The organism is Kitasatospora sp. NPDC043949 (assembly GCF_056435365.1).
On record NZ_JBWKEQ010000010.1, the window covers coordinates 98,003 to 120,041 of the forward strand.

The 22,039-nt window shown below is 70.7% G+C and carries 14 protein-coding genes; all 14 read right to left on the reverse strand.

Going from position 1 to position 22,039, the window contains the following annotated elements:
- Positions 1-32: 32 nt before the first annotated feature.
- Entirely contained in the window at positions 33-1,217 is a 1,185-nt protein-coding gene (locus AC07AL_RS11065) for an ABC transporter ATP-binding protein (RefSeq protein ID WP_478317337.1), read from the reverse strand.
- Positions 1,207-2,259, reverse strand: a complete 1,053-nt coding sequence (locus AC07AL_RS11070) for an ABC transporter ATP-binding protein (RefSeq protein WP_363621425.1) — start codon at positions 2,257-2,259, stop codon at positions 1,207-1,209. The genes AC07AL_RS11065 and AC07AL_RS11070 overlap by 11 nt, the downstream gene beginning before the upstream one ends.
- A gap of 16 nt (positions 2,260-2,275) precedes the next feature.
- Entirely contained in the window at positions 2,276-3,190 is a 915-nt protein-coding gene (locus tag AC07AL_RS11075) for an ABC transporter permease (protein WP_363585478.1), read from the reverse strand.
- A 76-nt stretch (positions 3,191-3,266) separates the two neighbouring features.
- Positions 3,267-4,193, reverse strand: coding sequence for an ABC transporter permease (locus AC07AL_RS11080; protein ID WP_363585423.1), 927 nt, complete (start codon positions 4,191-4,193; stop codon positions 3,267-3,269).
- A gap of 117 nt (positions 4,194-4,310) precedes the next feature.
- A complete protein-coding gene (locus tag AC07AL_RS11085) occupies positions 4,311-5,936 on the reverse strand; it encodes a peptide ABC transporter substrate-binding protein (RefSeq protein WP_363621423.1) in 1,626 nt (541 codons plus the stop codon).
- Between the two features lie 172 nt (positions 5,937-6,108).
- Positions 6,109-7,125: an ABC transporter ATP-binding protein gene (locus AC07AL_RS11090; protein ID WP_478317338.1), complete on the reverse strand. Its 1,017-nt coding sequence runs from the start codon at positions 7,123-7,125 to the stop codon at positions 6,109-6,111.
- Positions 7,118-8,170, reverse strand: a complete 1,053-nt coding sequence (locus tag AC07AL_RS11095; protein ID WP_478317339.1) for an ABC transporter ATP-binding protein — start codon at positions 8,168-8,170, stop codon at positions 7,118-7,120. The genes AC07AL_RS11090 and AC07AL_RS11095 overlap by 8 nt, the downstream gene beginning before the upstream one ends.
- A 19-nt stretch (positions 8,171-8,189) precedes the next feature.
- The gene (locus tag AC07AL_RS11100; protein WP_478317340.1) at positions 8,190-9,134 is read right to left on the reverse strand and encodes an ABC transporter permease; all 945 of its coding nucleotides are present in this window, start codon (positions 9,132-9,134) and stop codon (positions 8,190-8,192) included.
- Positions 9,127-10,053 carry an ABC transporter permease gene (locus tag AC07AL_RS11105; RefSeq protein ID WP_478317341.1) on the reverse strand — a complete coding sequence of 309 codons (927 nt, stop codon included), beginning with the start codon at positions 10,051-10,053 and terminating at the stop codon, positions 9,127-9,129. Before AC07AL_RS11105 ends, AC07AL_RS11100 begins: the two co-directional genes overlap by 8 nt.
- Positions 10,054-10,193: 140 nt before the next feature.
- Positions 10,194-11,831, reverse strand: coding sequence for a peptide ABC transporter substrate-binding protein (locus AC07AL_RS11110; protein WP_478317342.1), 1,638 nt, complete (start codon positions 11,829-11,831; stop codon positions 10,194-10,196).
- A 429-nt stretch (positions 11,832-12,260) separates the two neighbouring features.
- Positions 12,261-14,165 (reverse strand): translational GTPase TypA, encoded by a 1,905-nt coding sequence (typA, locus tag AC07AL_RS11115; RefSeq protein WP_063347962.1) that lies wholly within the window; start codon positions 14,163-14,165, stop codon positions 12,261-12,263.
- A gap of 273 nt (positions 14,166-14,438) precedes the next feature.
- On the reverse strand, positions 14,439-16,286 hold the full coding sequence (locus tag AC07AL_RS11120) for an ABC transporter family substrate-binding protein (RefSeq protein WP_400809828.1): 1,848 nt from the start codon (positions 16,284-16,286) through the stop codon (positions 14,439-14,441).
- Positions 16,287-16,378: 92 nt separating this feature from the next.
- Positions 16,379-18,988: a SpoIIE family protein phosphatase gene (locus AC07AL_RS11125; protein ID WP_478317343.1), complete on the reverse strand. Its 2,610-nt coding sequence runs from the start codon at positions 18,986-18,988 to the stop codon at positions 16,379-16,381.
- Positions 18,989-19,242: 254 nt separating this feature from the next.
- Positions 19,243-21,996 carry a SpoIIE family protein phosphatase gene (locus tag AC07AL_RS11130; RefSeq protein WP_363585428.1) on the reverse strand — a complete coding sequence of 918 codons (2,754 nt, stop codon included), beginning with the start codon at positions 21,994-21,996 and terminating at the stop codon, positions 19,243-19,245.
- Positions 21,997-22,039: the final 43 nt, after the last annotated feature.

Here is a 22,039-nt window from a genome sequence, read left to right on the forward strand (position 1 = left end):
GTGCGGGGGCGCGCCCTGGGTCTCGCGAGCCGCTAACCGGGCTCGGTACCGCCCTGCCCGACCTCGCGCTCCGCCGCGCTCTGCCCCATCTCGCGCTCCGCCGCGCTCTGCCCGACCTCGCGCTCCGCCGCGCTCTGCCCGATTTCGCGCTCCGCCGCGAAGTGACACGCCGAGTCGTGCCGGGCCGCCCCGCCCAGCCAGGACGGCGAGGCGAGCAGCGGGATCTCGGCCGCGCAGCGGTCCTGCGCCTTCCAGCAGCGGGTGCGGAAGCGGCAGCCGGACGGCGGGTTGGCCGGCGAGGGCACGTCCCCGGTGAGCACGATCCGGTCCCGCGACTCCCTGGCCGTCGGGTCCGGCACGGGGACGGCGGAGAGCAGCGCCTGGGTGTACGGGTGGGTGGCGTGGTCGTAGATCTCGGCATCGCTGCCGATCTCGACCATCTTGCCGAGGTACATCACGCCGACCCGGTCCGAGATGTGCCGGACGATGGAGAGGTCGTGCGCGATGAACATGTACGAGAGGTTGAACTCCCCCTGCAGCTTGTCCAGCAGGTTGATCACCTGCGCCTGCACCGACACGTCCAGCGCGGAGACCGGCTCGTCACAGATGATGATCTCCGGCCTGAGCGCCAACCCCCTTGCGATGCCGATGCGCTGGCGCTGCCCGCCGGAGAACTGGTGCGGATAGCGGTTGATGTACTCGGGGTTGAGCCCGACCACGTCCAGCAGGTCCTGGACGGCCTTGCGGCGGTCCCCCTTCGGCGCCACCTCGGGGTGGATCTCGAAGGGCTCCCCAATGATGTCGCCGACCGTCATGCGCGGGTTCAGCGAGGTGTACGGGTCCTGGAACACCATCTGGATGTTGCGGCGGACGGCCTTCAGCGCCGACCCGGACAGCCGGGAGATCTCCTCGCCCTTGTAGCGGACCGATCCCCCGGTGGCCGGCTCCAGGTTCATCAGCACCTTGGCCAGCGTGGACTTCCCGCAGCCGGACTCGCCGACGACGCCCAGCGTCTCGCCCTGCCTCAGGTCGAAGGAGACCCCGTCGACGGCCTTCACGGCGCCGACCTGCTTCCTGAACAGCACGCCCTTGGTCAGCGGGAAGTGCTTGACCAGGTCCCGGACTTCGAGGATCGGCTCGCCGCGCGGCACTTCCTGGGCGAAGGCGGCCTCCTCCGGCACCGCGGCGCCCAGTGCGGTGGACCCGTTAGCGGCCATGGAGGGTCTCCTTCCAGAAGAAACAGGCGCTGCCCCGCCCGGCCAGCGGGGCGCCGTCGTCCTCGGCGACCGGGTACAGCTCCGGCACCTCGGCCCGGCAGCGGTCCTGCGCCCGCGGGCAGCGCGGGTTGAAGGCGCAGCCCTGGGGGATCCGCAGCAGGTTGGGCGGCAGGCCCTTGATGGCGTAGAGCTCCTGGCCCTTCTGGTCCAGCCGCGGGATGGAGTCCAGCAGGCCGCGGGTGTACGGGTGCGCGGGGCGCGCGTACAGCTCGTGCACCGGGGCGGTCTCGACGATCCGGCCGGCGTACATCACGGCGATCTTGTCGGCGACGTCGGCGACCACGCCGAGGTCGTGGGTGATCAGGATCAGGCCCATGTTGTACTCCGCCTGGAGCTCCGCGAGCAGGTCCATCACCTGCGCCTGGACGGTGACGTCCAGCGCGGTGGTGGGCTCGTCCGCGATGATCAGGTCCGGTTCCAGGGCCAGCGCCATGGCGATCATGATGCGCTGGCGCATGCCGCCGGAGAACTGGTGCGGGTAGTCGTTCACCCGCTGCTTGGCCGCCGGGATCCGCACCCGGTCCATCAGTTCGACGGCCCTGTCCTTGGCCTCCTTGCGGGACGCCCCCCGGTGGGCGCGGAACATCTCGCCGAGCTGGAAGCCCACCGTCAGCACCGGGTTGAGCGAGGACAGCGCGTCCTGGAAGATCATCGCGATCTTCTGGCCGCGGATCCTGCGCCGCTCCTCGTTGCCCATCTTCAGCATGTCCCGACCGCGGAAGCGGATCTCCCCGCGCGGGATCCGGGCCGGCGGCATGTCCAGGATGCCCATGATCGCCTGCGCGGTCACCGACTTGCCCGAACCGGACTCGCCGAGCACCGCGAGCGTCTCCCCCGCCCGGACGCTGTAGTCGACCCCGTTGACCGCCTTGGCCACGCCGTCCCGGGTGACGAACTCGACGTGCAGGTCGCGGACGTCGAGCAGCGGCCCCTCGTACGACGCGGCCCGCTCGGACCTGCTGGCGTCCACAGCTGTACTCACGTTGCGCTCCCCTCGCTCAGCGAAGCTTCGGGTCGAGGGCGTCGCGCACCGCGTCGCCCAGCATGATGAAGGCCAGCACGGTGACGGAGAGCGCCACGGCCGGGAAGAACAGCACGTACGGCGCCGTCCGGATCACCTTCTGGGCGGAGGAGATGTCGATGCCCCAGGAGATGGTCGGGTCCTGCAGACCGATGCCGAGGAAGCTCAGCGTCGCCTCGGTGGCGATGTAGCCGCCGAGCGCGATGGTGGCGACGACGATCACGGGGGCGATCGCGTTCGGCAGGATGTGCCGGAACATCAGCCGCCCCGTCCCGGCGCCGAGCGCCCGGCCGGCCACCACGTAGTCGGACTGTTTGACGGTCAGCACGGCGCCGCGCATGACGCGGGCGATCTGGGTCCAGCCGAGGAAGGCCAGCGCGATGACCACGCTCCACACCGTGCGGGTGGTGAAGGCGTTCAGCAGCACCAGGGCGCCGAGCAGCAGCGGGAGGCCGAAGAAGATGTCGGTGATCCGGGAGATCACCGCGTCGACGGCGCCGCCGAAGTAGCCGGCGACCATGCCGGCCAGTCCGCCGAGCACGGTGACCGACAGGGTCACGCAGATGCCGACGGTGATCGAGGCGCGGGCGCCGTACACCACCCGGGCGTAGATCGACCGGCCCTGCCCGTCGTAGCCGAACCAGCCGGCACCGAAGAAGTCCGTCCAGTCCGGCCGCCTGAGGTAGTCGTGGATCAGGTCGGCCTTGCGCGGGTCGGCGTCGGTGAACGCCCAGGGGAAGACCGCCATGACGACCAGCAGCAGGATCAGCACGGCGGAGATCAGGAAGATCGGCCGCCGGCGCAGGTCCCGCCAGGCGTCGCCCCAGAGGCTGCGGGCCTCCTCCCGCTTGGCCGGGTCGGGCTCGACCAGGGTCTCCTGCTCGACCGCCATGCCCTGCTCCCCGGCGTAGTCGAGGTGCGAGACCCCGGGCTTGGGGCGCGGCTCGTACGAGTTCTCGTCGTGGACGTCAGGCATAGCGGATCCTCGGGTCCAGGACCGCGTAGAGCAGGTCGACGAGCAGGCTGGCGACGAGGTAGACGATCACCAGGACGGTCACGATGCCGACCACGGTGGGGCCTTCCTTCTGGTTGATCGCCCGGTACAGGACGTTGCCGACGCCCTGCACGTTGAAGATGCCCTCGGTGACGATCGCCCCGCCCATCAGGGCGCCGAGGTCGGTGCCGAGGAAGGTGACCACCGGGATCAGCGAGTTGCGCAGCAGGTGGCGGGAGATGACGGTCCGCCGGGGCAGCCCCTTGGCGACCGCCGTGCGGATGTAGTCGGCCCGCAGGTTCTCGCCGATGGACGTCCGGGTGAGCCGAGCGACGTACGCGAGCGAGAGCGAGCCCAGCACGATCGCGGGCAGGATCAGCTGGGAGAGGTCGGTGGAGTCCTGCACCGTCGGGGTGACCCAGCCGAGGTTGGTGGCGAAGATCGTCTGCGCGATGTAGGCCAGCACGAAGACCGGGATCGAGATCACCACCAGGGTGAGGATCAGCACCAGGGTGTCCTGGACGCTGCCGCGCCGGAGGCCGGAGGCCATACCCAGGGCGAGGCCGAGGACCACTTCGAAGACGAAGGCCATCAACGCGAGCCGGATGGTGACCGGGAAGGCGGTCGCCATGATCTCGGAGACGGGGCGGCCGGTGAAGCTCGTCCCGAAGTCCCCCTGGAAGAGGTTCCCCATGTAGTGCAGGTACTGCTTCCAGACCGGCTGGTCCAGGAAGTACTTGTGCTTGATGCTGGCCACGATGGCCGGGTCGGCGGCCTTCTCGCCGAACAGCGCCGACACCGGGTCGCCCGGCAGCGTGTAGACCATCAGGAAGATCAGCAGCGTGGTGCCAAAGAACACCGGGATCATCTGCAGCACCCGCCGCAGCACGTAACTGCCCATCCGAGCCTCCTTCCTAGACGTGCCCTGGGTGCACGGCCGGCCGGGGACGGTCGGCCGGGAGGGCCGGGCCCCGCCCTCCGTGCGGGAAGGGCGGGGCCGGCGCGAGGGGTCGGGGGATCAGCCCTTGACCTCGACCTGGGTCCAGGCCGGGTTTCCGAAGGAGTCGAACTTCACGTTCTGCACCTTGGTCGAGTAACCCGAGTTGGTGCGGTAGTACCAGAGCGGGATGGCCGGCATCCCGCTCGGCAGCACCGCCTCGGCCTGCTGGTAGCCGGTCACCGTGTCGGCGACGCTGGCGGCCTCGTCGGCCTTGGTGGCCGCCTGGTCGAACTGCGGGTTGCTGTAGCCGAAGTCGTTGGACGCGGCGCCGGTGCGGTACACGTCGGACAGGAAGTTGGCGTTCAGCGGGTAGTCCTGCACCCAGCCGGTGCGGAAGGCGCCGTTGACCTGGTGCCCGGTGATCGCGGCGCGCGCGGTCTTGAAGTCGGGCTTCGGGTCGCCGAGGCACTCGACGCCGGTGCTCTGCCGGATCGAGTTGCAGACCGCGTCGACCCACTCCTTGTGGCCGCCGTCGGAGTTGTAGGTGATCAGCAGCTTGTTGCCGGGGACGCCGCCGCCGTCGCTGATCAGCTGCTTGGCCTTGGCGGGGTCGAACTTGCAGAAGTCGCCGCAGGCGCCGTCCTTGTAGCCCTCGACGCCCTCGGCCACCCAGGCGGTGGCCGGCTTGCGGGAGTTCTGCAGCACCGTCTTGGTGATGGTGTCGCGGTCGATCGCCATGGACAGGCCCTGGCGCACCTTGGCCTTGTCGGGCGCGGCCCAGTCGGCCTGGTAGAGGGTGAAGCCGATGTTCTGGATGGCGCCCTGCGGGGCGTCGATCGCCCGGTCTCCGAGGTCGCTCTTGTACGTCGCCAGCGCGGACGGCGGCACCTGGTCCATCACGTCCAGGTTGCTGGACTGGAGGTCGGCGTAGGCGGCCTCGGACGTGGTGTACATCTTGAAGACGATGCCGCCGTTCTTCGGCTTGTCGACGCCCTGGTAGTCCGGGAAGGCCTTGGTGACGACCTCGGTGTTGTGGTTCCAGCTGACGAACTGGTAGGGGCCGTTGCCCACCGGCTTCTGCCCGTACCCGGTCGGGTCGTTGAAGAAGGCGTCCGGCAGCGGGGAGAAGGCGATGTAGCCGAGCTTGTACTCGAAGTACGAGACCTTGTTGCTGAGCTTGACGGTGAAGTGCAGGTCGTCGACCACGGTCAGGCCGGACATCTTGGTCGCGGTCGGCTGGCCGCTGCCGGGGTGGACGTCCTGGTAGCCCTCGATGTCGGAGAACCAGGAGCTGTTGATCTGGTTGTTGCTGGTGGTCGCGCTCCAGTTCCAGGAGTCCACGAAGTTCTTGGCGTGCACCGGCGTGCCGTCGTGGAACTTCCAGCCGTCCTTCAGCGTGACGTCGAAGGTCTGGGAGTCGCTGGTGTCGATCTTGTCGGCGACCTGCATCCGGATCTTGGCGGTGGCGGGGTCGTAGTCGACCAGCCCCTTGAAGAGGTTCTGGATGATGCGACCACCACCGACCTCGTTCGCGTTGGCCGGCTGCAGCGGGTTCTGCGGCTCACTGCTCTGGTAGCTGAAGCTCTTGCTGCTGTCCGACGAGCTGTTGCTGCTTCCGCCGCCGCCGCTGCTGCACCCGGTGGCCACCAGGGCCACGGATGTCGCAGCGGCGAGGACCCAGCGAGCACGGGCGGCTACGGGCATGGAAGTCCCTCCTCGTGGTGTGTGTCGCATCACACCCCATGAGAAGCGCGCCCGGACGACGGCGCGAGTCAGGTGCACCCGGACGGGTGCACCTGACGCCCCGTGAGTTGACGGAACGACGGAAGGGCCCGCGGCGCGAAGCCACGGGCCCTTCCGGGGATGCCACAGGGAGTCAGGCGGCGGCCGGCTCCCGGACCTCGGCGAAGTGACAGGCCGACTCGTGCGCGGCCGGGCCCTTCAGCACCGAGGGCACCGCGAGCAGCGGGATCTCCTCGGCGCAACGGTCCTCCGCCTTCCAGCAGCGGGTGCGGAAGCGGCAGCCGGACGGCGGGTTGGCCGGCGAGGGGATGTCACCGGTCAGGATGATCCGATCGCGGTTCTCGCGCGCCGTCGGGTCCGGCACCGGCACCGCGGAGAGCAGCGCCTGGGTGTACGGGTGGGTGGCGTTGTCGTAGATCTGCTCGTCGGTGCCGATCTCGACCATCTTGCCGAGGTACATCACGCCGACGCGGTCGGAGATGTGCCGGACGATGGAGAGGTCGTGCGCGATGAACATGTACGACAGGCCGAAGTCGCCCTGCAGCTTCTCCAGCAGGTTGATCACCTGCGCCTGGACGGACACGTCCAGGGCGGAGACCGGCTCGTCGCAGATGATGATCTCGGGCTTGAGCGCGAGACCGCGGGCGATGCCGATGCGCTGGCGCTGGCCGCCGGAGAACTGGTGCGGGTACCGGTTGATGTACTCCGGGTTCAGACCCACGACGTCCAGCAGGTCCTGGACGGCCTTGCGGCGGTCGCCCTTGGGCGCCACCTCGGGGTGGATCTCGAAGGGCTCCCCGATGATGTCGCCGACCGTCATGCGCGGGTTCAGCGAGGTGTACGGGTCCTGGAACACCATCTGGATGTTCCGGCGGACGGCCTTGAGGGCCTGGCCGGACAGCTTGGAGATGTCCTCGCCCTTGAACAGCACCTGGCCGGAGGTCGCCCGCTCCAGGTTCATCAGCACCTTGGCCAGCGTGGACTTGCCACAGCCGGACTCGCCGACGATGCCGAGCGTCTCGCCCTTCGCCAGCGCGAAGGAGATGCCGTCGACCGCCTTGACCGCGCCGACCTGCTTCTTGAAGAGGATGCCCTGGTTCAGCGGGTAGTGCTTGACCAGGTCCCTGACCTCCAGGATGGGCTCAGCCATGGAGGGTCTCCTTCCAGAGGTGGCACGCGCTGCGGCGGCCGGTGAGCTCCTTGCCGTCCTTGTCGGTCACCTGGTGCAGCGCCGGGATCTCCGTGCGGCACAGGTCGGTGGCGACGTCACAGCGGGGGTTGAACGCGCAGCCGGCCGGGACCTTCAGCAGGTTCGGGGGCAGGCCCTTGATCGCGTACAGCTCCTGGCCCTTCTGGTCCAGGCGCGGGATGGAGCGGAGCAGGCCCTTGGTGTACGGGTGCGCCGGGTTGGCGTACAGGTCGTGCACCGGGGCGGTCTCGACGATCCGGCCGGCGTACATCACGGCGATCTTGTCCGCGACGTCGGCGACCACGCCGAGGTCGTGGGTGATCAGGATCAGGCCCATGTTGTACTCGGCCTGGAGCTCCGCGAGCAGGTCCATCACCTGCGCCTGGACGGTGACGTCCAGGGCGGTGGTGGGCTCGTCCGCGATGATCAGGTCGGGCTGCATGGAGAGCGCCATGGCGATCATGATGCGCTGGCGCATGCCGCCGGAGAACTGGTGCGGGTAGTCGCCGACGCGCTGCCTGGCGGCCGGGATGCGCACCCGGTCCATCAGCTCGATGGCCTTCTCCTTGGCGTCCTTCTTGGAAGCGCCCTGGTGCACCCGGAACATCTCGCCGAGCTGGTAGCCCACGCTGAGCACGGGGTTGAGCGAGGACAGCGCGTCCTGGAAGATCATCGCGATCTTCTGGCCGCGGATCCTGCGCCGCTCCTCGTTGCCCATCTTGAGCATGTCCTGGCCGCGGTACAGGATCTCGCCCTGCGTCACCTTGCCGGGCGGCATGTCCAGGATGCCCATGATGGTCTGGGCGGTCACGGACTTGCCGGAGCCGGACTCTCCGAGCACGGCGAGCGTCTCGCCCGCCGCGACGGAGTAGTTGACGCCGTTCACGGCCTTCGCGATGCCGTCCCGGGTGTGGAACTCCACGTGGAGGTTCTTGACCTCCAGCAGCGGGGTGCCAACTTCGAGTCGGCCGCTCTTCTGGTTGTTGTTCTCGATCACGGTGGTCATCGGGTCGTCACCTCTTCTCTCAGCGGAGCTTCGGGTCGAGGGCGTCGCGCACCGCGTCGCCGAGCATGATGAAGGCCAGAACCGTGAGGCTCAGCATTCCGGCGGGGAAGAACAGGGCGAACGGAGCGGTCCGGATCACCTTCTGGGCGGTGTTGATGTCGATGCCCCAGGAGATGGTCGGGTCCTGCAGACCGATGCCGAGGAAGCTCAGCGTCGCCTCGGTGGCGATGTAGCCGCCGAGCGCGATGGTGGCGACGACGATCACCGGGGCGACCGCGTTCGGCAGGATGTGCTTCCACAGGATCCGGCTGGTGCCGGCGCCGAGCGCCTTGGCCGCCGTCACGAAGTCGGACTGCTTGATGGTGATGACCGAACCACGCATGACACGGGTCATCTGGGTCCAGCCCAGGGCGACCAGTGCGAACACCACGCTCCAGATGGTGCGCGAGGTGAAGGCGTTGAGGATCACCAGGGCGCCGAGCAGCAGCGGGATGCCGAAGAAGATGTCGGTGACCCGGGAGATGAGCGTGTCGACCCAGCCACCGAAGTAGCCGGCCAGCATGCCGGTGATGCTGCCGAGGATGGTCACACCCGCGGTGACGCAGATGCCGACGACGACCGAGGCACGGGCCCCGTAGATCACCCGGGCGTAGATGCTGCGGCCCTGGAGGTCGTAGCCGAACCAGTCGGCCTGGAAGAAGTGGCTGTAGTTCGGCTTCGTCAGGTAGTGCGCGCGCAGGTCGCCGGCGCGCGGGTCCGCCGAAGTGAACAGCCCGGGGGCGATCGCGATGACGATCAGCAGCAGGATCAGCAGCGCGGAGATCACGAAGATCGGCTTGCGGCGCAGGTCGTGCCAGGCGTCGGAGCCGAGGCTGCGGGCCTTCTCGGGCTTGGCCGCCGCGGTGTCGGCGGCACGCTGGGCCGGGATCTCCTCGGCCGTCTTCTTCTCGGTCAGGTCAGGCATAACGGATCCTCGGGTCCAGGACCGCGTAAAGCAGGTCGACGATCAGGCCGGCGGCCAGGTACACGAGCACCAGGAAGGCCACGAAGCCGGAGACCGTCGTGCCCTCCTTCAGGTTGATCGCGTGGAAGAGCGCGTTACCGACACCCTTGACGTTGAAGATGCCCTCGGTGACGATCGCGCCGCCCATCAGGGCGCCGAGGTCGGTGCCGAGGAAGGTGACCACCGGGATCATCGAGTTGCGGAGCAGGTGGGTGCCGATCACCTTGCGCCGCGGCAGGCCCTTGGCCACCGCGGTGCGGACGTAGTCGGCCTTGATGTTCTCGGCTATGGAAGTACGGGTGAGGCGCGCCACGTACGCCAGCGACAGCGAGCCGAGCACGATGGCCGGCAGCATCAGCTGGGTGATGTCGTTCGAGTCCTGGACGGTCGGCGTGACCCACTTCAGGTCGTCCGCGAAGATCGTCTGGAAGATGAAGCCGAGCACCGGAACCGGGATCGAGATCAGCAGCAGGGTCATGACCAGGGTGCCCTTGTCGAACGCCTTGCCGCGGCGCAGACCGGCGAACAGGCCGACAGAGACGCCCAGCACGATCTCGATGATGAAGGCCAGCAGCGCCAGCCGGACCGTGACCGGCAGCGCCTCGGTGATCACGTCGAGCACCGGCCGTCCGGCCAGGGTGGTTCCGAAGTCACCGGTGAGCAGTTTCCCCATGTAATCGAAGTACTGCTCGTACCACGGCTTGTCGAAGCCCATCTGGTGGGTCAGCGCGGCGAGCTGGGCCGGGTCCGGCGCCTTGTCGCCCCACATCGCGGCCACCGGGTCACCCGGCAGCATGTGCACCATGACAAAGATGAGCAAGGTCGTTCCGAAGAAGACCGGGATCATCTGGAGCAGTCGCCTCGCGACAAAGCGCCCCATCGTGCCTCCATGTATGACTCTGCCGGGCCCGTCATCCCGGCCAGAGATAAGTCGGCGTGCCAACGGCCGGTGCCAGTCCTCGCCCTTGTGGGGATGGACGGGCACCGGCCGTTGTCACCGGGTCAGGCGGTGCCGACCGATTACTTCTTCTTGACCTCGACGTCGGTGTAGACCGGGTTGCCGAAGGAGTCGAACTTCACGTTCTGGACGTTGTTGGACCAGCCGGAGCTGGTCTTGTAGTACCAGAGCGGGATGGCCGGCATGTCCTTGGCCAGGACGGCCTCGGCCTGCTGGTAGAGCTCCGCGGTCTTCTCGACCGAGGTGGCCGCGTCGGCCTCCTTGGAGAGCTTGTCGAACTCCGGGCTGGAGTAGCCGGCGTCGTTCGCGGCGGCACCGGTGCCGTAGACGTCGCGCAGGAAGTTCGCGTTCAGCGGGTAGTCCTGCACCCAGCCGGTACGCATCATGCTCGACACCTGACGCTTGGTCACCAGGTCGCGCGAGGTCTTGAAGTCCGGCTTCGGGTCACCGAGGCACTCGACGCCGGTGGCCTGGCGGATCGAGTTGCAGACCGCGTCGACCCACTCCTTGTGACCGCCATCGGAGTTGTACAGGATGGTGATCTTGTTACCGGGGACACCGTTGCCCTCGGCGATGAGCTGCTTGGCCTTCGCCGGGTCGTACTTGCAGGCGTCGCCGCAGCTGCCGGCCTTGAAGCCCATGACGCCGGGCGCCACGAACGCGTCGGCGGGCTGACGCGTGCCGTTCAGCACGGTCTTGGTGATGGTGTCACGGTCGATGGCCATCGACAGGCCCTGGCGGACCTTGGCCTTCTCCGGAGCGCTCCAGTCGGCGTTGTACAGCGCGAAGGAGATGTTCTGGATGGCGCCCTGCGGCTGGTCGACCGCGCGCTTGCCCAGGTCGTCCTTGTACTTGGGCAGGTCGGTCGAGTCGACCTGGTCCAGGACGTCGAGGGTGTCCGACATCAGGTCCTTGTACGCGGCCTCACCGGAGGTGTAGTTCCGGAAGACGATGCCGCCGTTCTTGGCCTTGTTGACGCCCGCGTACTTGTCGTAGGCGGCCAGGGTGATGGCCTTGTTGTGCTCCCACGACACGAACTTGTACGGGCCGTTGCCGACCGGCTTCTGGCCGTAGCCCGCCGGGTCGGAGAAGAACCCGGTCGGCAGCGGGTAGAAGGCCGAGTAGCCGAGCTTGTACGTGAAGTACGAGACCGGGCTGGTCAGCTCGATGGTGAAGTGCGTGTCGTCGACGACCTTCAGACCGGACATGGTGTCGGCGGTCGGGTCACCCTTCTCCGGGTGAACGGCCTCGTAGCCGACGATGTCGGAGAACCAGTCCGAGTTGATCTGGTTGTTCTTGGTGTTCGCCGACCAGTTCCAGGAGTCCACGAAGGACTTGGCCGTCACCGGGGTGCCGTCGTGGAAGGTCCAACCGGACTTCAGCGTGACGGTGTAGTTCTTGGCGTCAGTGGTCTCGATCTTGTCGGCCACCTGGTTACGCAGGGCGCCAGTGGCGGGGTCGTAGTCGACGAGGCCCTGGAAGAGCTGCTTGACGATGCGGCCGCCCTGGTTCTCCATGGCGTTGGCCGGCTGCAGCGGACGCTGCGGCTCGCCGCTCTGGTAGCTGAACACGCCCTGGGCGTTGACCGCAGCGCCATCGGAGCTGCTCCCACCGGTGGAACCGCCACTGCTACAAGCAGTCGCGGCGAGGGCGACCGCAACAGCTGCGACAACCCACTTGGCCTGGCTCCCACCACGCATCGGTGTGCCTCCTGAATTCGACGTTGCAACGAGGAGGGCACTGCGGACGGGTGTTACCTGGCCCGCTGTGCCGTCCGCGCTCGTGGTTTCGGCGCGCACCCCTGCGCGTCACCCTTGACCCGAGCCTGACTGCACCCACTATCCGTCACGCACGGACACGAAAGTGACCAGTGACGATCTCAATTAGGTCACATGAACAGTCGGTAAGTTTCGAAAACCGGACATAAGAGACATAGCCAGACAGGCACCAAACGGACAGTCGTCATGAATGACGAACTGTCACGTTCGCTCAGCGGACACCTGGGAGTGATGAGCGCTATTCCGTTAATACGCCCGTCGACAACTTGGAGTAGTTGAAAAAGTTCGCCCCCCTCTCCATGGGAAAGGGGGGCGAAGCATTCCGGCCAAAGGCCGGTCAAGCCGTCCGGATCACGCCTTCTTGGCGCGCGAGGCGGTGCGGCCGCGGTCCTTCGCGTCGAGGACGACCTTACGGATGCGAACCGTCTCCGGGGTCACCTCGATGCACTCGTCCTCGCGGCAGAACTCCAGCGACTGCTCCAGCGAGAGCTTGCGCGGCGGGACGATCGACTCGGCCACGTCTGCGTTCGAGGAACGCATGTTGGTGAGCTTCTTCTCCTTGGTGATGTTGACGTCCATGTCGTCGGCGCGCGAGTTCTCGCCGACGATCATGCCCTCGTACACCTCGGTGCCCGGCTCGCAGAAGAGCACGCCGCGCTCCTGGAGGTTGGTCATCGCGAAGGCGGTGACCACGCCGGACCGGTCGGCGACCAGCGAACCGTTGTTGCGGGTGGTCAGGGTGCCGAACCACGGCTCGTGGCCCTCGTGGATCGAGTGCGCGATGCCGGTGCCGCGGGTGCTGGTGAGGAACTCGGTCCGGAAGCCGATCAGACCGCGGGACGGGACGACGAACTCCATCCGGACCCAGCCCGAGCCGTGGTTGGACATGTTGTCCATCCGGCCCTTGCGGACGCCCATGAGCTGCGTGACCGCGCCCATGTGCTCCTCCGGCACGTCCACCGTGAGGCGCTCGACCGGCTCGTGGGTCTTGCCGTTGACCTGCTTGGTGACGACCTGCGGCTTGCCGACGGTCAGCTCGAAGCCCTCGCGGCGCATGGTCTCGATCAGGATGGCCAGCGCCAGCTCACCGCGGCCCTGCACCTCCCAGGCGTCCGGGCGCTCGGTCTCCAGGACGCGCAGCGAGACGTTACCGATCAGCTCACGGTCCAGGCGGTCCTTCACCTGGCGGGCGGTGACCTTGCGGTCCACCTTGCCGCTGGACTTCGCGTCCGCGCCCTTGCCGCTGCCGCCACGGCCGACCAGCGGCGAGGTGTTGGTGCCGATGGTCATCGAGATGGCCGGCTCGTCCACCGTGATCAGCGGCAGCGCGATCGGGTTCTCCGGGTCGGCGAGGGTCTCGCCGATCATGATCTCGGAGATGCCGGCGACGGCGCAGATGTCACCCGGGCCCGCCACCTCGGCCGGCTTGCGGGTGAGCGCCTCGGTCATCAGCAGCTCGGAGATGCGGACGCTGGAGATGGTGCCGTCGCGCTTGATCCAGGCCACGGTCTGGCCCTTGCGCAGCTCGCCCTGCTCGACGCGCAGCAGCGCGATGCGGCCGAGGAAGTTGTCGGCGTCGAGGTTGGTGACGTGGGCCTGGAGCGGCGCGTCAGCCTCGTACGTCGGGGCCGGGACGTGCTCCAGCAGGGTGGAGAAGAACGGCTCCAGGCTGGTGCTGTCGGCCGGGACGGTGCCGTTCTCCGGCTTGGTCAGCGAGGCGACGCCGTCACGGGCACAGGCGTAGACGATCGGGAACTCGATCTGGTCCTCGTCGGCGTCCAGGTCCAGGAACAGGTCGTAGGTCTCGTTGATGACCTCGTCGATCCGGGAGTCCGGGCGGTCCGTCTTGTTGATGCAGAGGATGACGGGCAGCCGGGCGGTGAGCGCCTTGCGGAGCACGAAGCGCGTCTGCGGCAGCGGGCCCTCGGAGGCGTCGACCAGCAGGACGACCGCGTCCACCATCGACAGACCGCGCTCGACCTCGCCACCGAAGTCGGCGTGGCCCGGGGTGTCGATGATGTTGATGGTGATGGGCGCGCCACCATCCTTCGGGTGGTACTTGACGGCGGTGTTCTTCGCGAGAATGGTGATGCCCTTCTCGCGCTCCAGGTCGTTGGAGTCCATCATCCGGTCGTCCAGGTGCTGGTGGGCGGCGAAGGCGCCGGCCTGCTTCAGCATGGCGTCGACCAGAGTGGTCTTGCCGTGGTCGACGTGGGCGACGATAGCGACGTTGCGGATGTCGTTGCGCGTGGGCATGCCTAGCTGATTCTCCTGGAATCGTGGGTTACGGCGCCCGGCCGCGAGACGCCGACCAGCGATCCCTGCTGGATCGCCGCCGCCCGTTCCGCCTGCTACTACCGGTCCACCCGCCGTGGCAACGGACATGCCCCGGCTTCCTCCTATCGTACGGGGAAGCGCCCAGGTGAGCAGAAACGGGCAGGTCGGGCGGGATCAAGATCACAGGCAGGCCACCCGTTCGTCACCCGCTGTTCGCTCCCCGACCGGCTCCGGCGGGCCCGGGGAACGGGCTCAAGCGCTCCACCCCACGTCCTGGAAGCGCGGCCAGCCGTACCCCCAGACCCCGGCGCCCGCGACGCCCGCCCGGACGCCGACCAGCTCGGGCCGCTGGTAGAGCGGCACCGAGTGGCCGAGCTGCCAGATCCGCACGTCCGCCTCCTGGAGCAGGCGGAGCCGGGCGGCCGGGTCGAGCTCGGCGGTGGCGCGGTCGAAGAGCCGGTCGATCTCCTCGGTTCCGCTGCGGGCGTAGTTGCTGCCGGGGTCGAGGGTGCCGTCGGCGTCGGGCCGGGGCTTGGCGTAGACGGGCCGCTGCTCGCTCGCCGGGCTGGTGCCGGCGGGCCAGGAGAACAGGGCGAGGTCGTACTCCCCGGCGGCCAGCTGGTCCTGGACGAAGGTGTCGGCGGACGCGGTCACGGCCTTCACCTCGACACCGGACTCGCCGAGGTCGGCGGTGAGCGCGTCGGCGGTCCGCTTGGCGGTCGCGGAGCCGGCCGGGACGAGCAGGGTGAGGGTGAGCTCCTTGTCGTCCTTGGTGCGGGTGCCGCCGGTGTCGGGCCGCTTCCAGCCCGCCTCGTCGAACAGCCGGGCGGCGTCGGCCGGGCCGGCGGCCGCACTGTTGTCGCGGTAGCCGTCCTGGTCGCCGGCGAGCAGGTGGCTGCCCAGCGGGGCGCCGGGCAGGCCGAGCGGGGTGAGCGCGGCGTCGGCGATCCGCCGCCGGTCGACGGCGCGGGTCAGGGCGAGCCGCAGGGCCGGGTCGGCGAGCGGGCCGTGGGCGGAGTTGAGGGTGAGCTGGGTGAGCGAGGCGCCGACGGCCCGGTGCACGATGACGCCGTGCAGTCCCTCGGCCCGCCGCAGGGCCAGCGCCGCGGCCTCGGGTGCGGCGGGCGGGGGCGCCGCCTCGGCGGTCGGCGTATCGGAGGCGCCCGGGGTGGCGGTCGGTGTGGCGGAGGCGGTGGGCGTGGCGGAGGCGGCCGGGGCGGGCGCGGGCACCGCCTGGTCCACCGCCGCGGTGAGCGGGGCGATGTCCAGCCGGTTCTGGTCGAGCGCGTCCAGCCGGCCCTCCGGCGGCGCGGCGATGAACTCGATCCGGTCGGTCTTCGGCTGGTCCCCCCACCACCGCGGGTTGCGGGCGAGGACGACCTGCCCGCCCGCGGGGTCGTACCCGGAGACGGTGTACGGCCCGGCGCTCAGGTGCTCTCCGCCGGTCAGCGCCCGGTTGAACGCGGCCGGGGTGGCCGTCTCGGCCGCCGGGTAGAGCGGGCCGAACAGCGAGCGCCATTCGGCGTACGGGCGCCGGAAGGTCACCCGGACTTCGTGCGGGTCGGCGCCCTGGGCGATCGCGTCGATGGCGTCGTACCCGGCCGGGCGTCCGCCCTGATAGGTCGGGTCGAGGCCGGAGAGGGCGGCCCGCTGGGCGGTCAGGTCGGCGGCCGTGAGCGGGGTGCCGTCGCTCCAGACCGCGCGCGGGTTGAGCCGGTAGGTGACGACCTGCGGCTGCTGCCCGGGCGGGGTGGACTCGGCGCCGGCCAGGTAGTCCGGGTCGGGGACGAGCCGGCCGTGCCCGTCGGGCCGGAACAGCGAGGGGTAGAGGGCGTGCGCGAGCAGTGCCGAGTCGGCGGTCGCGTCACCCTGGTAGACGTTGAGCGTGGCCGGGACTCCGTCCACGGCCCAGCGCAGCCTGCCGCCGCCCCGGACGGCGGTGCGGTCCGCGGCCCGGACGTCCCCGGTGCCGGAGGTGGGGTCGGCCGAGGCCGGCGCGGGGTCGGGGGTACGGGCCGGATCCGGGCCGTCGGAGCAGCCGCCGAGGCCGGCGGCGAGCAGCAGCGCGACGGCTGCGGAGGTGAGCTGGCGGACGCGCATGGCGGCCATGGAACGCCGTCCGGGCGCCCGGGCCCGGGCCGACACGGCGAACCGCCCGCCGACTGCACCCGGACGGCCGAACCGCGACCGGCCTAGAGGCCCAGCTCGAACCAGACGATCTTGCCCTTGGGCGTCCGCCGGCTGCCCCAGCGCTCGGCCAGCAGGCTGACCAGTTGCAGGCCGCGCCCGCCCTCGTCGGTCTCCTGGGCGCGCCGCTGCCGGGGCTGGGCGTAGCCGTCGTCCCAGACCTCGCAGACCAGGCCGCGATCGCGCAGCAGCCGCAGCCGGATCTCGCCCCGGCCGTGCTTGAGCGCGTTGGTGACCAGTTCGCTGACCAGCAGCTCGGTGGTGTCCACGAGCTCCTCCAGGCCGCGGGTCAGCAGCCAGCTGCAGGCCAGCTCGCGGGCCTTGGCGACGGAGGTGGGCTCGGGCGGCAGGAACCAGTTGCCGACGGCGTCCTCGGGGAAGGCGTGCACCTTGGCCATCAGCAGGGCGATGTCGTCCTCGCCGTGGTGCGGGTTGAGCTCGCCGAGGACGTGCTCGCAGAGTTCTTCGAGGCCCTTGCCCTTGGCCGACAGCGCGGTGCGGAAGCCGCGCAGGCCCTCGTCCAGCTGGTGCTTGCGGCTCTCCACCAGGCCGTCCGTGTAGAGGCCGAGGATGGCGCCGTCCGGGAGGGTCAGCTCGACCTCCTCGAAGGGCTCGCCGCCGACGCCGAGCGGCAGGCCGGGCGGGACGTCGAGCATCCGGGCGGGCTCGCCGGGGCTGAGCAGGACGGGCGGCAGGTGGCCGGCGTTGGCGATCCAGCAGCGCCGGGTGACGGCGTCGTAGACCGCGTAGACGCAGGTGGCCAGGTAGACCTCGCGGGCCTCCTCGTCGGCGGCGGAGGTGAGCCGGCCGTACGGGGTGGGCGGGCCGGCCGGCACGGTGTCGCCGCCGAGGCCGCGGGCGATCTCGTCGAGGGCGGTGAGCACCTCGCCGGGCTCCAGGTCGAGCATGGCGAGGGTGCGGACGGCGGTGCGCAGCTGGCCCATGGCGACGGCGGCGCGCAGGCCGCGCCCCATCACGTCGCCGATGACCAGGGCGGTGCGGTTGCCGGGCAGCGGGATGACGTCGAACCAGTCTCCGCCGACCTCGGTGTTGTTGTTGCTGGGCAGGTAGCGGCAGGCGATCTCCAGGCCGCTGGCGGCCGGGTTGCCCGGGGGCAGCAGGCTGCGCTGGAGGATCAGGGCGCGCTCGTGCTCGCGGCGGTAGAGCCGGGCGTTGTCGATGCAGACGGCGGCGCGGGCGACGAGTTCCTCGGCGATGGCGACGTCGCGGGCGTCGAAGGGCTCGCTGCCGATCGCGCGGGAGAGCTGGACGAGGCCGAGCACCTGGTCGCGGGCGACCAGCGGGACGATCAGGGTGGAGCGCAGCAGCGGGTCGGGCCCGGGCTCGGGGACGACGCTGCGGCCGGTGCGCAGCGCCCGGGCGTGCGGGGAGCGTCGCGGGTAACAGAGGGTGCCGCCGGCCTCGGCGATGGGCAGGCCGGTGACCGAGCCGAGCACCGAGGAGGCGCCGCCGATGACGCTGGAGACGGCGACCCGGCGCAGTTCGCCGCTGCCGTCGGTGAGCACGGTGTCGCCGAGCCGGCCGGCGCTGGGCACGGTCTCGCCGGAGAGCAGCGCGGTGTACAGGTCGACGGTGGCGAGGTCGCAGAACGGCGGGACGACGACGTCGAGCAGTTCCTTGGCGGTGGTCTCCAGGTCGAGGGTGGAGCCGATGTGCGCGCTGGCCTCGTTGAGCAGGGCGAGGTTGCGGCGGACGCCGTCGGCCTCGCGCTCGGCGACGTGCCGGCTGGTGACGTCGGAGACCTGCCCGGCGACGCCGATCGGCTGTCCGGCCGCGCCGTTGAGGCGGTACAGCGAGACGGCCCAGAGCCGGTTGCCCTCGCGGGTGGGGACGGCGCCGTGGAAACGCAGGTCGAAGACGGGCTCGCCGGTGGCGAGGACCTTGCGCAGGGCGGCGGTGAGGCGGTCGGCCTCGGACGGCGGGAAGAGGTCGTGCGGGGTGAGGCCTTCGAGGTCGGTGGGGGCCAGGCCCATGCCGGAGGCGAAGGCGTCGTTGACCCGCTGGAGGCGCAGCCGGTCGTCGAACAGGATGAAGCCGGTGGGCGTCTGCCCGAAGACGGCCTCGGAGGCGGCGAGGTCGGTCTCGACCCGGCGCAGCCGCCCGAGGTCGACGGCCAGGCAGGTGGCGCCGGCGGTGGGCAGGGCGCTGTCGGGCATCAGGTAGAGCTCGGCGAGGCCCTCGCCGCCGACGGCGTCCCGGTAGGGGGTGGTGCCGACCCACTCCTCGCCGGCCAGGGCGCGTTCCAGCCGGGCGCGTCCGCGCTGCCAGAGCTCGCGGGGGACGAAGGTGGTGATCGGGTCGGCGCCGACGGCGTCGGGGGCGGGGACGCCGAAGAACTCGGCGGCGCGCTCGCTCCACTGGCTGATCCGGCCGTCGGGGCCGATGGTGAAGGTGGCGACCCGGATGTAGTCGTAGATCGACCCGGGGCCGCCCGCGCCCCGCGGCTGGTCCGCGGCCCCGGGGTGGTGACCGAGGCCCACGGGGCCGGCGCCGGGCGGGTCCGCCGGCGCGGGCAGGTGCGGTGAACCGGCCTGCCCGGGCACGACAGCATGACCGCTGCTGCTCGGCGCGTTCCGCGCCGGGGTGCTGTTCAACGGACCGACCCCTCCAACCCGCGACCGTCCGGATGTCGAGAAGACCGAGTATTCATCATCGAGGGGTACGTTCACACGCCCTCAACATCACAACATCAGATCGGGCGAAGGTTTTTGTCCTACCGCCCGCGCAACCACAATGCCACGTCCGCGCCCCCTTCCGGGCTGCGCGCTCCCCCCGGCCACCTGCTGGCATATGCGGTCCCGCCCTCCTCGCCCCCGCTCGGGCTCGCGCCCCCGACCCGCTGCGCTCCCTATGACTCCTCGGGCTCACTACCCGGCAGCGCCTGCTCGAACCAGACCACCTTGCCGATGCCCTCGGCCCGGGCACCCCAGTGCAGCGCCAGGCGGCGGACCAGTTCCAGGCCCCGGCCGCCCTCGTCGGCCTCGGCCGCGTGCCGCTCCCGGGGCGGCTCGGGCAGCGGGTCGGAGATCTCGACCAGCAGCGTCTCGCCGAGCGTCAGCCGCACGCCGATGGGGGCGCTGGCGTACCGGACGGCGTTCGTGACCAGCTCGCTGACCAGCAGCTCCGCGGTGTCGGTGAGCTCCTCGACGCCCCACTCGGCGAGCGTGGAGCGGACCAGCCGGCGGGCCCGGGAGACGGCGGTGGGCTCGGCGGGCAGGGTCCAGCCGGCCGTCGGGGTACCGGCCTGGCCGTGGCCGAGCCGGGCCAGCAGCAGCGCGACGTCGTCCGGCTCGCGGCCCTGCTCCATGGTGTCGAGCACGGCCTCGCAGGCGGCCTGGATGGAGGCGTGCGGCTCCTGGAGCACGGTGACCAGCCGACCGAGGCCGACGTCGAGGTCCTTGTCCCGGGACTCGACCAGGCCGTCGGTGCAGAGGGCGAGCAGGCTGCCCTCGGGGATCTTCAGCTCGACGGATTCGAACGGGACGCCGCCGACGCCGAGCGGGGCGCCGGAGGGCAGGTCGAGGATCCGGCCGGCGCCGCCGCGCAGCGGGCCGCCGGTCCGGGTCGGCTCCCCGCCCTCCTCGCCCGGCACCACCAGGACGGGCGGGATGTGCCCGGCCTTGGCGACGGTCAGTCTGGCCGTCCCCGGGTCGAACACCGCGTAGACGCAGGTGGCGAGCAGCGCCTCGTCCGGGCCCTGGGCCAGGTCGTCGGCCAGCTCGTGGACGTGCCGCAGCAGGACGTCCGGCGGCAGGTCGAGGGCGGCCAGCACCCGGACGGCGGTGCGCAGCCGCCCCATGGTGGCGGCGGCCCGCAGGCCGTGGCCCATCACGTCGCCGACCACCAGCGCGGTGCGGTCGCCGGGCAGCGGGATGACGTCGAACCAGTCGCCGCCGACCTCGGCGCCGCTGCTGCCGGGCACGTACCGGTAGGCGACCTCGACGCCGGTGGGCTGCGGGACCTGCTGCGGGAGCAGGGTGCGCTGGAGGGTGAGCGCGGCGGTGCGCTCGCGGGCGTACAGCCGGGCGTTGTCCAGCGAGCTGCCGGCCCGGTCAGCCAGCTCGACGGTGAAGGCCAGGTCGTCCCGGTCGAAGCCCTCCCGGTAGCCGCCCCGGCTGACCAGCAGCAGACCGATCACGATGCCGCGGGCGCGCAGCGGGACGACCAGCATGGAGTGCACGCCCAGGTCGTGGGCGGCCTGCGTCTTCGGGTCGCCGGGGTACGTCACGTCGTCGAGCTGGTCCGCGCCGGAGAGCAGTTCGGGGACGCCGGTGCGCAGCACCCGGCCGCAGGCGGAGTCCTCGGCGAAGGTGATCCGGGCGCCGCGGCGGAGCATCACCTCGACCTCGGGGCCGTCCTGGACGGAGGCGGTGCCGAGCTGGAGCAGCGAGGTGCGGCGGTCGTGGCCGTGCCGGGGCAGGTCGTCACCGTGCGCGACGGCCTGCAGCAGGATCACCGCGGAGTGGTCGGTGAGCCGGGGGACGACGGAGCTGGCGAGCTCCTGGGCGATCCGGGCGGCGTCGAGCAGGTCGCCGACCCGGGAGCCGAACTCGTTGAGCAGCGAGAGCCGGCGCCGGGCGTGCTCGACCTTGGCGACGGCGCGGTAGCGCTCGGTCACGTCCATCACGGTGCCGGAGATGCCGAGCACCCGGCCGGAGCGGTCGGTCATCCGACTGTAGGAGATCGAGCGGTAGCCGGAGCGGGCGGTGACCGGGGAGGCGAGGGTGACGTCGATGACCGGCTCGCCGGTGGCCAGCACCTGGCGCTGGATCGCGGTGACCTCGTCGGCGGCCCGCTCGGGCAGGGTCTCGCCGGTGGTCCGGCCGACGTGGTCCGCCAGGGCGACGCCGTTCATCTCGGCCAGGGTCTGGTTGACGGCGGTGTAGCGCAGCTCGGTGTCCATGATCGCGATGCCCAGCGGGGACTGCTCGAACAGCGCGTCACGGACGGCGAGGTCGCGCTCGACGGCCCGGACGGCGGCCGCCTCGGCCATGTTGACCTGGAGGAACGGGGTGCCGTCGCCGTCCACCAGGAGGGAGATCCTGGCGTCCACCGCGATCGGCACGCCGTCCCGGTCGCGCAGTTCGGCGTTGCCGGCCCAGCGGCCGTGGCGCAGGGTGTCCTGGATCGCGGCCCGGATCCGGCCGACCTGCTCCTGGTCGGGGATCAGCTCGTCGATCCGGCGGCCGACCAGCAGCTCGTTCGGCCAGCCGAGCAGTTCCTCGGCGGCCGGGCTCCAGAGCACCACCCGGCCCGCGGTGTCCAGGATCGCGATGGCGACCTTCAGCATGTCGAGCAGGCTGCCCTCGGCCGGCCCGCCGGGGCCGTACGGGGCGTCGGACGGCCCACCGGGGAACGGCCGGGCGGGCCGGCTGCGCAGGCCGGGCTGGGGGCCCGGGTCGGAGACCGGGACGGCCAGGGTCGGCGCCGGCTGGTCGGGCCGCGGGGCTTCGGGGGCATCGGCGGCGTCCCGCCGACGGCGGCCGGCCGGTGGCTGCGGGGCGGCGGGCCGGGCGCCCCGGCGCAGCCGGGCGCGGGCGGCTGCGCTCCCCGCGGCGCCTGTCCGCGGTGCTCCTCCGCCGCCGTTCCCGGTACTCGACACCGACGGGGCCTCCGGCTCTGGTCGGGATCGGCGTCGCCGGCTG

Excerpts from the sequence above, each read along its gene's own strand:
- AC07AL_RS11100 (WP_478317340.1), bottom strand. The coding sequence starts at position 9,134 with ATGCCTGACCTGACCGAGAAGAAGACGGCCGAGGAGATCCCGGCCCAG.
- AC07AL_RS11090 (WP_478317338.1), bottom strand. The coding sequence starts at position 7,125 with ATGGCTGAGCCCATCCTGGAGGTCAGGGACCTGGTCAAGCACTACCCG.
- AC07AL_RS11105 (WP_478317341.1), bottom strand. The coding sequence starts at position 10,053 with ATGGGGCGCTTTGTCGCGAGGCGACTGCTCCAGATGATCCCGGTCTTC.
- AC07AL_RS11075 (WP_363585478.1), bottom strand. The coding sequence starts at position 3,190 with ATGGCGGTCGAGCAGGAGACCCTGGTCGAGCCCGACCCGGCCAAGCGG.
- AC07AL_RS11065 (WP_478317337.1), bottom strand. The coding sequence starts at position 1,217 with ATGGCCGCTAACGGGTCCACCGCACTGGGCGCCGCGGTGCCGGAGGAG.
- AC07AL_RS11095 (WP_478317339.1), bottom strand. The coding sequence starts at position 8,170 with ATGACCACCGTGATCGAGAACAACAACCAGAAGAGCGGCCGACTCGAA.
- AC07AL_RS11110 (WP_478317342.1), bottom strand. The coding sequence starts at position 11,831 with ATGCGTGGTGGGAGCCAGGCCAAGTGGGTTGTCGCAGCTGTTGCGGTC.
- typA (WP_063347962.1), bottom strand. The coding sequence starts at position 14,165 with ATGCCCACGCGCAACGACATCCGCAACGTCGCTATCGTCGCCCACGTC.
- AC07AL_RS11080 (WP_363585423.1), bottom strand. The coding sequence starts at position 4,193 with ATGGGCAGTTACGTGCTGCGGCGGGTGCTGCAGATGATCCCGGTGTTC.
- AC07AL_RS11120 (WP_400809828.1), bottom strand. The coding sequence starts at position 16,286 with ATGCGCGTCCGCCAGCTCACCTCCGCAGCCGTCGCGCTGCTGCTCGCC.
- AC07AL_RS11085 (WP_363621423.1), bottom strand. The coding sequence starts at position 5,936 with ATGCCCGTAGCCGCCCGTGCTCGCTGGGTCCTCGCCGCTGCGACATCC.